The following is a 12,563-nucleotide window of genomic DNA, read 5'->3' on the forward strand; positions in this document are numbered from 1 at the left end:
AGTTCAGATGTTGGAACCCAGCAAGAGTACTGATTCAAGCGGCATGGACGAGTTCGGCTATGCCCAGACCTTGGACCGGAGCATCGGCAAGTTCGCCAGCTTCGCCGCAGGCGTTAGCTACATCTCCATCCTCACCGGTGTTTTTCAACTGTTCTACTTTGGTTTTTCCATGGCCGGCCCGGCCTATGCGTGGTCCTGGCCCATCGTTTTCGTCGGCCAGCTGATGGTGGCGCTGTGCTTTGCCGAACTGGCAGGCCGCTACCCCGTGGCCGGCTCCGTCTACAACTGGGCCAAGCGGCTCGCCTCCGGGACCTCGGCCTGGCTCGCTGGCTGGCTGCTGCTGCTGTCCTCCATCATGGCGCTGGGATCCGTGGCATTGGCCCTGCAGATAACCCTGCCGCAGCTCTGGTCCGGTTTCCAGATCGTCGGTGACGGCACCGGCCCCTTTGATTTCGCAATGAACGGCGTCGTGCTGGCCACCATCATGATCACCATTTCCACCCTCATCAATGCCTTCGGTGTGAAACTCATGACCATGATCAACAGCATCGGCGTGTTCGTGGAGCTCGTCGCGGCGGTGCTGCTGATCCTCGCCCTGGGCTGGCACGTGGTCCGGGGCCCCGAGGTCTTCTTCGACACCGCCGGGTTCGGCGAAGGCCACGACCTGGGATTCTTCGGCGTGTTCCTCATTGGCGCGATGGCCTCCGGCTACGTCATGTACGGCTTCGACACCGCCAGCTCCCTCGGCGAGGAAACGAAGGACCCGAAGCGTACGGCACCCAAGGCAATCCTGCGGGCCGTCACCGCCTCCTTCCTGCTGGGCGGGCTGATCCTGCTCTTCGGCATCCTGGCGGCGCCGGACCTCACCGACCCCAAGATCGGCGCGGCCGACGGCGGTCTGCAGCACATTGTGCTCTCCGTCCTTGGCGGACCCTTCGGCAAGGCCTTCCTCGTCTGCATCGTGGTGGCCGTGGTGGTCTGCACGCTGGCCGTCCACGCCGCAGCCATCCGCATGATGTTCGCCATGGCCCGGGACAACAACCTGCCCTTCAGCCGCCAGCTCAGCAAGGTGGACCCGGTCCGAAAGACCCCCACCATTGCGGCCATCGTGATCGGCGTCCTGGCCGTCATCCCGCTGCTGGTCAACGTTATGCAGCCGGCGATCTTCACCATCCTCTCCAGCATCAGCATCGTCCTGATCTACATGTCCTACCTGCTGGTTACGGTTCCCATGCTGCGCAAGCGCCTCCTGAAGAAGTGGCCGGGCGCCGGCGACCACTCCGAGGCCGGTTTCAGCATGGGCAAATGGGGGCTGCCTGTGAACATCCTCGCGGTCCTGTGGGGCGGCGCCATGACGCTGAACCTGATCTGGCCGCGCCCGGAAATCTACAACTCGGTGCCGCCGTTCGAGTGGTATCTGCAGTGGGGCGGGGTCATCTTCGTCGCTACCGTCACCGTGGGAGGTGCCCTGCTCTACCGCCTGAAGATCAGGCACCAGACCGGTGTCCTGGCCGAGCATGCGGCTGCCGTGGCGGCCCACCCGACGTCGGGTGCGGATGGCCTTGATCCGATGGAAGATGATCTTGAACCGCAACGAGTCAGTTAGATTGGCAACGGGTGCCGTTGCCTACGAGTCCCCAGGACTCAGGAAAGGAACATTAACTCATGGTTCATAAAGTCAAGGCTGTTGTTGTCAGGGCGAAGGACGCTCCGGTGTCGGTGGAGACGATCCTGGTGCCGGATCCGGGTCCGGGTGAGGCGCTGGTGGATGTCCTGACGTGCGGGGTGTGCCACACGGATCTGCATTACAAGCTGGGCGGGATTGGTGATGAGTTCCCGTATCTGCTGGGCCATGAGGCCACCGGTGTTGTTTCCGCGGTGGGTGAGGGTGTCACGGAGGTCGCCCCGGGTGACCGGGTGATCCTGAACTGGCGTGCGGTGTGCGGGCAGTGCCGGGCGTGTGCGAAGGGCCAGCCGCAGTACTGCTTCAACACCGCGAACGCGGTGCAGAAGATGACCCTGGAGGACGGCACCGAACTGTCCCCTGCGTTGGGGATCGGGGCGTTCGCGGAGAAGACCCTGGTCGCTGCCGGGCAGTGCACCAAGGTCGATGAGGACGCCGACCCGGCCGCGGTGGGGCTGCTGGGCTGCGGTGTGATGGCGGGCATCGGCGCCGCGATCAACACCGGTGAGGTCAGGCGCGGCGAGTCGGTGGCCGTGATCGGCTGCGGCGGCGTGGGCATCGCCGCGATCGCCGGTGCGAAGCTCGCCGGGGCCACCACGATCATCGCCGTGGACATCGACGAGAACAAGATCGAGATGGCCAAGACCCTGGGCGCGACGCACGGGGTGAACTCCCGCACGTCCGACCCGGTCGAGGCGATCCGGGCACTCACCGGCGGGAACGGCGCGGACGTGGTGATCGAGGCCGTCGGCCGGCCCGAAACCTACAAGCAGGCCTTCTACGCCCGCGACCTGGCCGGCCGTGTGGTCCTGGTCGGCGTGCCGACCCCGGAGATGGTCCTGGAGCTGCCGTTGCTGGATGTCTTTGGCAGGGGCGGGTCGCTGAAGTCCTCCTGGTACGGGGACTGCCTGCCCTCCCGCGACTTCCCCATGCTCGTGGCCCATTACAAGGCCGGCAACCTGGACCTGGACGCGTTCGTTTCCGAACGGATCACCATCGACCAGGTCGAGGAGGCCTTCGGCAAAATGCATGAGGGCAAGGTCCTGCGCTCAGTGGTGGAGATCCAGCCCGCAGGGGCCTCCACGGCGGCTGCTGCCGAGCCGGCGGTGGCCTCGGCATGAGCGTCACCATCGAAAACCTCGTCACCTCCGGCACGTTCTCGCTCGACGGCGGCACCTGGGACGTGGACAACAACGTCTGGATCGTGGGCAACGACACCGAGTGCGTGATCATTGATTCCCCGCACGACGCCGCCGCGATCATCAACGGCGTCCGCGGCCGGAAAGTGAAGGCGATCCTGCTCACGCACGCGCACAACGACCACATCGGCGCCGCCCGCGACGTCGCCGACGCCGTCGGCGCCCCGATCCACCTGAACCCCGAGGACCAGGTCCTCTGGGAACAGGTCTACCCCGGCACCACCCCCGACCAGGCCATCGCGGACGGGGACGAGTTCCAGATCGGCGGGGTCACGCTGCGGGCCATCCACACCCCCGGCCACTCACCCGGCTCCACCTGCTTCCACCTCGAATCCGAGAACACCGTGTTCACCGGAGACACCCTGTTCAACGGCGGACCCGGCGCCACCGGCCGCTCCTACAGCGACTACCCCACCATCCTGACCTCCATCCGCGAACGGCTCCTCACCCTCCCGCCGGAAACAACCGTCAGGACCGGACACGGCGACAACACCACCATCGCCGCCGAACGCGAAACCCTCGCCAAAGTAGCCCAGTAAGACAGGTGACACAGTAAGAAGAAAGACAAGATCGCCACACAGAAGGCGCGCCAGGAATCCCTGGCGCGCCTTCGTGGCGATCAAAACAGGCACGAAAGCAGCCGGTTAGGAAGTTGGAACAATGAAGTTCGGGAAGCAGCCCGCCCCCGCCGCGGACATCAACGAGGACAAGCTCGAAGTCCACAAGCCGAAGACCGAAGCCGCCGGCGTCAAGGCCGTGATGGTGGCGCTGGAGCGCGCCGTGGCGCAGGCCGGCGTGACCCGCACGGCGCAGTCGCTGCTGCGGCTCAACCAGCGCGGCGGTTTTGACTGTCCCGGCTGTGCGTGGCCGGAGTCGGACAAGAAGCGCAAGGCCGCCGAGTTCTGCGAGAACGGCGCCAAGGCCGTGGCCGAGGAGAACACCCTGCGGACCGTGGGGGCAGAGTTCTGGGCGAAGCATTCCATCGCCGAACTGGCGGAGAAGACCGAGTACTGGCTGGGAAACCAGGGCCGGCTCAGCGAACCGGTGGTAATCAGGGAGGGGGAGACGCACTACTCGCCGATCTCCTGGGCGGACGCCTTCGAGTTGATCGGCGAGCACATCCGCGCCAGCACCCCTGACCGCTGCGTCTTCTACACCTCGGGCCGCACGGCCAACGAGACGGCGTTCATGTACCAGCTGTTCGCCCGGTCCCTGGGCACCAACAACCTGCCGGACTGCTCCAACATGTGCCACGAGTCCTCGGGTTCCGCGCTGAACCCGACCATCGGCATCGGCAAGGGCACGGTGTCGCTGGAGGACATCCACGACTCGGAGCTCATCTTCGTGGTGGGGCAGAACCCTGGCACCAACCATCCACGCATGCTGTCCGCGCTCAAGGAGTGCAAGGATAAGGGCGGCAAGGTGGTGGCGGTGAACCCGCTGCCCGAGGCCGGCCTCTTCAACTTCAAGGACCCGCAGACCATCTCCGGCGTGGTGGGCGGCGGCACGCCGCTGGCCGACGAATACCTGCAGATCAAGGTGGGCGGGGACCTGGCACTGTTTCAGGCACTGGGCCACCTGCTGCTGCAGGCCGAGGAGCAAAACCCGGGGGCCGTCGTCGACCATTCCTTCATTGCGGCGCAGACTGACGGCTTCGACGCGTACCGGGAAGCGCGCCGGGACCTGGACTGGGAAGAGACGGAACGGGCCACCGGCCTGAGCCGGAAGCAGATCGTGGACGTGGCCGGGATGCTGGTGGCGTCCAAGGCCACCATCTTTTGCTGGGCCCTCGGTGTGACTCAGCAGCCGCACTCGGTGGACACCATCAAGGAGATGGTCAACGTCCTGCTGCTGCAGGGCAACTTCGGCAAGCCCGGTGCCGGCGCGTGCCCGGTGCGCGGACATTCCAATGTCCAGGGCGACCGGACTATGGGCATCTGGGAGAAGCCGAAGGAGTGGCTGCTGGAGGCCTTGGACAAGGAGTTCAGTATCGAGTCACCGCGGCACCACGGCCACGATGCCGTGGAGTCCATGGAGGCCTTCGAGCGCGACGAGGTGGACGTGTTCGTGTCCATGGGCGGCAACTTCTCCCTCGCGTGCTCGGACACCGAGACCCTGGAAGCCGGGATGCAGCGGATCGGCCTGACCGTGCACATCTCCACCAAGCCCAACCGGTCGCACGTGGTGCACGGCCGCACCTCGCTCATCCTTCCCACGCTGGGCCGCACGGACAAGGACGACAAGCACCCCAAGGGCGCCCAGTTCCTGTCCGTGGAGGACTCCATGTCAGTGGTCCACTCCACCCAGGGCAGGCTGCAGCCGGTGTCCGAGCACCTGCTCGCCGAACCCGTCATCGTGGCACGGATGGCCGAGGCAACGTTCGGCCCCGGCCACGCGGTGGACTGGAAGGCCATGGCCGAGGACTACGACGTGGTCCGGAACCACATCGCCCGCGTCCTGCCGGGGTTCGAGGACTTCAACGCCAGGGTCCGGACCAGGAACGGCTTCGTGCTGCCCAACCCGCCGCGGGACACCCGGTCCTTTAAGACGGACATCGGCCGCGGCCGCTTCACGGTCAGCCCGCTGGAGTACCTCACGCCGCCGAAGGGGCACCTGGTGCTGCAGACCATCCGCAGCCACGACCAGTACAACACCACGTTCTACGGCCTGGACGACCGGTACCGCGGGATCTCCGGCGGCCGCCGCGTGATCCTGGTGCACCCAGAGGACCTCGCCGAGCAGGGCTTCCAGGACCGCGACCTCGTGGACGTGGTGAGCACCTTCCAGGGCACGGATCGCCGTGCCGAGAGATTCCGGCTGGTGGTCTACCCGACCGCCAAGGGCTGCGCCGCGGCGTACTTCCCGGAAGCCAACGCTCTGGTCCACAAGGAAAACGTGGCGCGGGTGTCCAACACTCCGGGATTCAAGGCCATGTTCGTGCGCTTCGAGCCGCACGCCGGCGGGGCTGCCGCCGGCGCGGCTGGCGCGCTGGAGACGGTCTCAGCCGGCTAGCCGATTTCTGCACGGAACTGCCCCGCTTCCTTTCGGAAGCGGGGAAGTTCTGGGAAAGAACCCAAAAAAAGAAGAATCGAACCCTGTTCTGACGGCCCCTGGCCACCAGCCTGGCGTCAGGTTGGGTGTAGCTCAACCGGACGGGTTATTGCGGGAGCGGGCCGAGTCCGACCTCGACTTCGGGCGCTGGGTTCGCCGGAGTTGGACATCCTTCGTTAAAAGTTTGGTAAGGCGTGTCCGACTGGTGATATCGACCCGGGTGTCGTCGACGTTGATCGGGACTAGTGGACCCTCCAGGTTTCGTGCATCCCATGCATGTTTCCACGGCAGCCTCTGCGTCACTACGCCAACCAATCGTCCTGAGTTGCCGAGCATCCGCGTGAGCGCGCACTTGAAAAAAAGATCCTAAGCATGCTTATGATGTTCGTAGCCGAATGCGAACGGCTGCCAACCAGAGGAGGAAACACCATGGGATTGGGTGACAAGATCGAGAACGCTGCCGAGAAGGCTGGCGGCAAGGGCAAGGAAGCGGCAGGCACCGCCACGGGCGATGAGAGCCTGCGGACCGAGGGTCAGGCCGATCAGGCCAAAGGCGATTTGAAGCAGGCCGGCGAAAAGGTCAAGGACGCTTTCAAGAAGGACTGACCAGCCGGCAACGAAGGGCGCACTCAGCGAACGGGTGCGCCCTTCGCTGTGCCCGGAAGAGTAGGGAGTGTGGGAACAGGCCCGGCTACTTGCCCGCGGAGCGGCGTGTCTTCGGCCAGCGCGGACCTGCTCTCCGGTCAGAGCACGCAAGTCACAACACGGGGCGGCGGTGACGTTCGATGAGGCAGGTGGCCATCTGCTTGGCTAGTTCGGCGGCTTCACGGTCGCCCTCCATTGCGGAGATGATGGATCCCTTCAGTAAGAGGTGCCACGCCCGGGCGAGCAGTTCGCAGCGCTCCAGCCCGGCGTCTTCGGCCAGGGCCTGGACGTGTTCCCTGATCCTGGCCAGGTATTCGACGCTGGCGCGGCCGAGGGGATGGTCAGGGCCCATTTCCATGAGGACCTTTATCAGCATGTTGGACTTGTAGCCACCGCTTCCGAGCCAGTCGGCGAAGACGTCGAAGATGACCAGCAATTCCTCTTCCGGAGTAGCGCTGCGGCGCCGTGCCTCGGCAACGATTTCCGCGAACCAGACCTTGTCACGGAGGGCCAGCACTGCCAGGACCAGGTCGTCCTTTGACGGGAAGTGCCGGTAGAACGTCGACTTCGCAACCCCGGAGGTGTCGATCAGCTCGTTGACGCCGACATCCCGGATACTCCGCTGGGAGAACAGTTCGTAGGCAGTTCTGAGGATACGTTCGGTAGTTTCGACCGGGGACGGCGAGGGCTGGCCCGGAAGTGAACCGCCCTGCGGAACCCCGGCTGCGGTCATCATCCGGAACTCCTAGGTCCGCGGGGTGGATGCAGGGCTGAAGAACCTAAGCTCCGGCCCTGCTGAGGAGGCGGAGCGGGCCTTGTCCAGGATGAAGTCGCGGTCCTCCTGTGACAGCTGCGAGCCCCCGTGCAGGTCACGGTCTGCTGGTTTGCCGATCTCCTTGCAGATCATGGCGGCCATGGTCCGCGGCAGGATTGTGGATCCTGGATTGTCGATGAGCCACTGCTGCGTGGAGGGGCTGAGCTTGTCCCAGTTTTCCCCGATGTCCATCTCCATTGATGCTTCCTTCCTGGTTTGGGCGTGCCACGCCGCCCTATACAGGCGTGCGGATCGCGCCAAGCCTACGGCCGGAGAGCAGCTTGGGAGCGAGACCCGCCGGGCGGATAAAAACGAAGTGAAGGCGACGGCGCGTGTGACCCGGCGCCGGCTTGTTGACAGGACTGCGGGAGCCCAGAGCGCTCATTGCGCGTTGCCGTCCCGGCGGCATTTGCTTCTTGCGCGGTCTGGGGGTGCGGCCCCCGCGCCCCGACGATGCCGCGAAGGATATAACTGACCGTCGACCTCGAGTGGCGAACGGTCCCCGGCGCCGCGGGCGGCCGGGGACCGCCGCTGGGACGGCCCGTGCGCTGCTGCTGCATGTGCGCTACAAGCGCGGTGGCGTTTCCTTCTGGTGCCAGCCGCCCGAGGAGGCAGCGTTAGCGTGTAACGGGGGAGCCCGTCCCGGTCTGTTAGGCCGCGTTGATTTGGTGCTGCTGGCCTCCCTTGGTCTCTATTTCGATTTTCCGCGGCTTTGCTTGGGCAGCCACGGGGATTCGTAGGTTCAGGACGCCCGCGTCGTAGTTTGCCGTGATTTTATCGGTCTCCATGGCCTCCCCGAGAACGAGTTGGCGGCTGAAGACACCTCGGGGCCGCTCGGAGGCCACCATCTCGACGTCTTTTCCAGCCGTGTCCTTCCGTTCGGCGCGGACCGTCAGAACGTTTTTGTCCACGCCCAGGTCAATGGAATCAGGGTCCACGCCCGGCAGATCCAGGGCAAAGACATAGTCATCCCCTTCCCGCCATGCATCCATCGGCATGGCTGCAGGATGGGCCACAGTCCCCAGCACCTGTTCGGCGAGGCGGTCCAGCTGACGGAAAGGATCGAACATCAACATCACATACCTCCTTGATCATCTTCGATCGGATCTGTATCCGTTGACATAGATTTAATAGCACTGTCCATTGCCGTCTGCAAGAGCTTTCGCGTCAGTTCTCGCGCCAGAAAAACCCTTGCGTGCACCCTTCACCAGTGCTAATAAATCTATAGCAGCCGATACAGATTATTTGAGGGTTGTGAGCGATTGCCGGGAGGATCACATGCGTGCAGGGTAGGCCGCACCCGTAGCTCAGCCGGAAGAGCAGGGGACTTTTTAATCCTCGGGTCGTGGGGTTCGAGCCCCACCGGGTGCAACTCCGGACGGACAGTAGTGGGGATTTCCGGTCCGGGCGCGGTTCAGATGGAAGGCGGTGAATGAGACATGAACCCAGAACTCCAAAGGTTGCGGGCACTCGCGGCGGTCATGGCGGCCACCCAGACCGCCCTGGACGTGGCCCACCGAACATTGCGGGAATCCTCGGCGGCGCTGCTGCGCACCGGGGACGCGACCCTTGCTGAGGTCAGTGAAGCCACTGGTTTGGACCAAGGCGAACTGCTGGACCTGCTCAGCCGCAACACTCCCGGCCGCGAACCGGCCTGGAACCAACCGCGGATCACAGGTTTGTCCTAGCGGTCGGCGCACGTGACATGGCAGATCCAACGCCCGGCCCGCCAGGAAGAGCGAATAGGCGACCCCCTGCTGGCTTTTGGTTGACGAAGGTCATTATTGGCGTTCAGAAACAGCCACGGAGGGGACTTGGAGTCCGTCGCTGACGACTCGGCTGCATCAAGGTTCCCGCCGGGCCCGGCTTGGCGGGGGGTGCATTGCCAGGCCCGGCGGACTGGCCCGGAGGGCGCCTCGTTGGCCAGATACCCAGATCCTTTCGCTGGCGCCTTGGGGAAACCCGACGAACCCTATGAACCGATAGCCGCCCCTTGGAAAACAATGCCCATCGGAGAGCCCACCCTTGATGGCCCCACCAGAACAGAGGGTGGAAAACCCTACAGCGGTCCAATTGTCCACAGGGAATTCATCATGAAGTGATGGCAGAGTACGAGCAGTGGGGACAAGGCTAAGGAGGTGGTTCCCGTGGACGTCGAGGTGACCGGCAATGCCGCCGGCGCGGGTTCAACGGCCGGACCGGGCGGGCTTCTGCAGTTTCAGCTCACGCAGCTGATCGGCGGGATCCTCGCCCAGCAGGACCTGGACCCCGGCATACGCCTGGCCCTGCTCCGGCACCTCTCTCAGAACCCGGGGCATCCCGAGCAGGCTCTGCTCGCCCACCTCCACGACGTCCAGGCCCCGGAGGACCTGCCACCATTCAAGGACTGCCAAAAGCCCACAATGCAGACTGCCGGTTCGTAGTCCGCTCAGCGGCGGCGCCGTTGCCTTTTCCGGGCTACTTTGTCGGGGAAGACCGGCCGCAACTGCTCCCGAAGACCAACCTATTCTTCGCCATATACCCGGCGTAAAATTGGAACCGGCCGGCGGCGGACGGCCGCTGGTGTCCCCCATGCCAGCCGGCACCCAGCTCCGTCGTCGGTCCCAGCACTCCGTCACGTGTGTGTTCGAAAACCACCGAAGAAGAACCCCGCGCAACTGACTCGTGCCGCGGGGTTCTTCTTTGAAATCTGACGGCTCAAATTTCAGGCGGGTCAGGAAGGTTCTCTCGCGCCTGCGAGGAGCGCGCCTGACTTCCTCAGGCTATGTCGAGAATGGAAGTGTTTCCCGCAGCCGTCCTGACCTCTTCTTAACCAAGAACGACGGCGACACCCCGGACTCACCGGTGTGTCGCCGTCGTTCTTGGCGCAAAGGGGGTCAGGACGACTGGCTGTACCTGCCCTCCGTCGTCGAGTCCGGCAAGGACGTCACTGCCTCCGTTGAGCTGTTCCACCGGGTGAACATGCAGGACTTCGACGCGTGCGAACGCTGCCAGCCGGGCATGGCCTCCAAGGTCTACTCCAAGGGCGGCGTGCTCGTCCCGTCCGAGCACCACATCGGTGCTTTCCACGACTGGATCCAGGAAAAGGTTGGCGACGTCGAGCTGTCCGGCGAGGCACTGCTGGGCATCACCGACAGCACCCCGCCGCTGGAGGAACGGGCTGAAACCCTCGAACGCAAAGAGGCCGCACCAACCGCCGCCTCCTAAACGATCATTTCGATGACCCCGGACCCTCGGTCCGGGGTCATCGGTGTGTGTAGCCCATCTTTCCGCTGATGCTCAGGCCAGCGTCCCGGAGGCCCTGGATCAAGCCGGGCGTATTTTCGGGGTTGAAGCGGAAGGCAGGACCGGAGATGCTGACGGCCCCGATGACCGTCCCGAAGTGGTTGTAAACCGGCACGGCAACAGCGTTTAGGCCGATTTCGAATTCCTCATGAACAACGGCGTAACCGTCGCGGGAAACGTCGAGGAGCTGGTTCTCCAAGGCATCCCTGTCAGTGATGGTCCGCGGGGTGCGGGCCGGAAGGCCCGCCTCCTGGAGGATCCGGGACCGTTCTTCAGCCGGCAGGGCTGCCAGCAGTACTTTGCCGCTGGAGGTGGCGTGGAGGGGCGTGAGGCTGCCCACCCAGTCGGACGTTGCCAGCGTCGACGGGCCCATGGCCTGGTCGACGTTCACCGCGTAGCCGGAACGCAGGACGGCGAGGTTGACGGTTTCCTTGTATTGGTGTGCGAGGCTCTCCAGGGTGGGACGCGCCTCGTGGACCAGGCTCAGCCGGCCGGGAATGGAGCTCGCCAGGCGAAGGATGCCGAATCCCAGCTGATACTTGCCGCGGTCATTGTTCTGCCGCACGATCTCCCTGGACACCAGCGAGCCGAGCAGCCGCGAAACGGTGGACTTGTGAACTCCCATTTCGTCGGCGATGTCACTGACGCCTGCGTGTCCGTCCCTGGCGATGATTTCCAGGATCTGGAGGGCGCGGTCTACGGACTGGACGCCGCCTCCGCTTTGGGCGTCCGCATCCCTGTCGTTCCCTGGTTCGTCTCTCGCAGCCATCAGAGGTGCTCCCATGTTGTCGCCGTGACCAGCCGTCAGGCTTTGCACCATCCCGCCTGCTTCACACGTCTGATCCTAGACTGCGTCGGACACACCGGCGTCATCTTCCTGAACACAGCCTTTATTCCCCGGACGCAGGGAATCCCGGAAACACGGAACCCCGCCGCGGCTGTGAACGGGTCACTGTGCCGCGGCGGGGTTCCTGAAGCTGTCTGGAGTGGTCAGCCGATTTTGGGGCTCGTTAGCGCAGGAGCCGCTAGTGGGGGCGCCAGCCTTTCCTGGCCCACATACGCATTGAGGCTCTTGCCCCGGCTGAAGCCCACAAGGGTTACACCGGCGTCGGCGGCGAGGTCCGCTGCCAGGCTTGAGGGTGCGCTGACCGCAGCCAGAACCGGGATGCCGGCGAGGGCAGCCTTTTGAACGAGCTCGAATGACGCCCTGCCCGAGACCTGGAGGACGGTTCCGCGCAACGGCAGAAGCCCTTCGCGCAGCGCCCACCCGATCACCTTGTCCACGGCATTGTGCCGGCCCACGTCCTCGCGGAGGCAAAGCAGCTCCGCTTCACCCCGGTCACCGATCTTGAACAGCCCTGCTGCGTGGACGCCGCCGGTCTTGTCGAACAGCGCCTGGGCTTCGCGCAGTTGTTCGGGCAGACGTGCTATGACATCGATCGGCACGCGCAGCTGGTCCCCGTGCACGTCATAAGTGAGGGTCTTGCGGACGGCCTCGATGGATGTGCTGCCGCAGATGCCGCAGGAGCTTGACGTGTAAACGTGCCTGCCGGTGTCCGGCAGTGCCAAGCCGGGACGGAACTGCGCTTCGACCACATTGAACGTCTGCCTGCCGGTTTCGTCCTCCCCGGCGCAGAAGCGCAGCGAAACGAGATCCGCCTGGCTGGCGATGATGCCCTCCGAGACGAGAAAACCCGCAACGAGGTCAAAGTCATCGCCGGGCGTCCGCATCGTCACGGCAAAGGACAGGTTTCCGAAGCGGATTTCCAGCGGCTCCTCGGCCGCCAGCACGTCTTCGCGCAGCCGCACTGGATATTCCATGGCGGCTTCGGAGCCGTCCAGCAGGTAGCGGTGTACCTTCCGGCGCTGGGTCATGCGGGCCACG

Annotated in this window: 13 protein-coding genes and 1 tRNA gene; 9 read left to right on the top strand and 5 right to left on the bottom strand. The window is 64.7% G+C overall.

The annotated features are described in order from the left end of the window. Positions 1-7: 7 nt before the first annotated feature. The 5 genes from J7I85_RS01665 (at position 8) to J7I85_RS01685 (ending at position 6,540) form a co-directional block, all read left to right on the top strand. Positions 8-1,606, top strand: coding sequence for an APC family permease (locus J7I85_RS01665; RefSeq protein ID WP_214845778.1), 1,599 nt, complete (start codon positions 8-10; stop codon positions 1,604-1,606). 59 nt (positions 1,607-1,665) lie between these two features. Then, a complete protein-coding gene (locus J7I85_RS01670; RefSeq protein ID WP_214845780.1) occupies positions 1,666-2,805 on the top strand; it encodes an S-(hydroxymethyl)mycothiol dehydrogenase in 1,140 nt (379 codons plus the stop codon). Beyond that, positions 2,802-3,422 carry an MBL fold metallo-hydrolase gene (locus J7I85_RS01675; protein ID WP_214845782.1) on the top strand — a complete coding sequence of 207 codons (621 nt, stop codon included), beginning with the start codon at positions 2,802-2,804 and terminating at the stop codon, positions 3,420-3,422. The genes J7I85_RS01670 and J7I85_RS01675 overlap by 4 nt, the downstream gene beginning before the upstream one ends. A 121-nt stretch (positions 3,423-3,543) precedes the next feature. After that, entirely contained in the window at positions 3,544-5,895 is a 2,352-nt protein-coding gene (locus J7I85_RS01680) for an FdhF/YdeP family oxidoreductase (protein ID WP_214845784.1), read from the top strand. 468 nt (positions 5,896-6,363) lie between these two features. After that, entirely contained in the window at positions 6,364-6,540 is a 177-nt protein-coding gene (locus J7I85_RS01685) for a CsbD family protein (protein ID WP_115523802.1), read from the top strand. Between the two features lie 151 nt (positions 6,541-6,691). Here the strand turns inward: J7I85_RS01685 and J7I85_RS01690 are convergent, their stop codons facing one another. From J7I85_RS01690 to J7I85_RS01700, 3 genes are all read right to left on the bottom strand, one after another. After that, on the bottom strand, positions 6,692-7,315 hold the full coding sequence (locus J7I85_RS01690) for a TetR/AcrR family transcriptional regulator (protein WP_251023785.1): 624 nt from the start codon (positions 7,313-7,315) through the stop codon (positions 6,692-6,694). Between the two features lie 9 nt (positions 7,316-7,324). Then, positions 7,325-7,591, bottom strand: a complete 267-nt coding sequence (locus J7I85_RS01695) for a hypothetical protein (protein ID WP_308159359.1) — start codon at positions 7,589-7,591, stop codon at positions 7,325-7,327. A 452-nt stretch (positions 7,592-8,043) separates the two neighbouring features. Further along, positions 8,044-8,469, bottom strand: a complete 426-nt coding sequence (locus tag J7I85_RS01700) for an Hsp20/alpha crystallin family protein (protein ID WP_251023786.1) — start codon at positions 8,467-8,469, stop codon at positions 8,044-8,046. Positions 8,470-8,689: 220 nt separating this feature from the next. On the opposite strand from J7I85_RS01700, the gene J7I85_RS01705 reads away from it, so the two are divergent. The 4 genes from J7I85_RS01705 to J7I85_RS01720 all read left to right on the top strand — a co-directional run bounded on the left by J7I85_RS01705 (position 8,690) and on the right by J7I85_RS01720 (position 10,600). After that, a tRNA-Lys gene (locus tag J7I85_RS01705) sits at positions 8,690-8,764 on the top strand. A 68-nt stretch (positions 8,765-8,832) separates the two neighbouring features. Beyond that, positions 8,833-9,081, top strand: a complete 249-nt coding sequence (locus tag J7I85_RS01710; RefSeq protein ID WP_214845788.1) for a hypothetical protein — start codon at positions 8,833-8,835, stop codon at positions 9,079-9,081. A gap of 459 nt (positions 9,082-9,540) precedes the next feature. Then, the gene (locus tag J7I85_RS01715; RefSeq protein WP_214845790.1) at positions 9,541-9,816 is read left to right on the top strand and encodes a hypothetical protein; all 276 of its coding nucleotides are present in this window, start codon (positions 9,541-9,543) and stop codon (positions 9,814-9,816) included. Positions 9,817-10,237: 421 nt separating this feature from the next. Next, complete coding sequence (locus J7I85_RS01720; protein ID WP_374102418.1) at positions 10,238-10,600, top strand: SRPBCC family protein; 363 nt, start codon at positions 10,238-10,240, stop codon at positions 10,598-10,600. Between the two features lie 37 nt (positions 10,601-10,637). Here J7I85_RS01720 and J7I85_RS01725 read toward each other — a convergent pair whose 3' ends face one another. Both J7I85_RS01725 and fdhD read right to left on the bottom strand, forming a co-directional pair. Continuing rightward, entirely contained in the window at positions 10,638-11,447 is an 810-nt protein-coding gene (locus J7I85_RS01725; protein WP_214845791.1) for an IclR family transcriptional regulator, read from the bottom strand. Positions 11,448-11,668: 221 nt separating this feature from the next. Continuing rightward, complete coding sequence (gene fdhD, locus J7I85_RS01730) at positions 11,669-12,562, bottom strand: formate dehydrogenase accessory sulfurtransferase FdhD (protein ID WP_214845792.1); 894 nt, start codon at positions 12,560-12,562, stop codon at positions 11,669-11,671. Between the last annotated feature and the right edge of the window lies 1 nt (position 12,563).

This window comes from Arthrobacter sp. ISL-65, assembly GCF_018613795.1.
Lineage (GTDB): Bacteria > Actinomycetota > Actinomycetes > Actinomycetales > Micrococcaceae > Arthrobacter.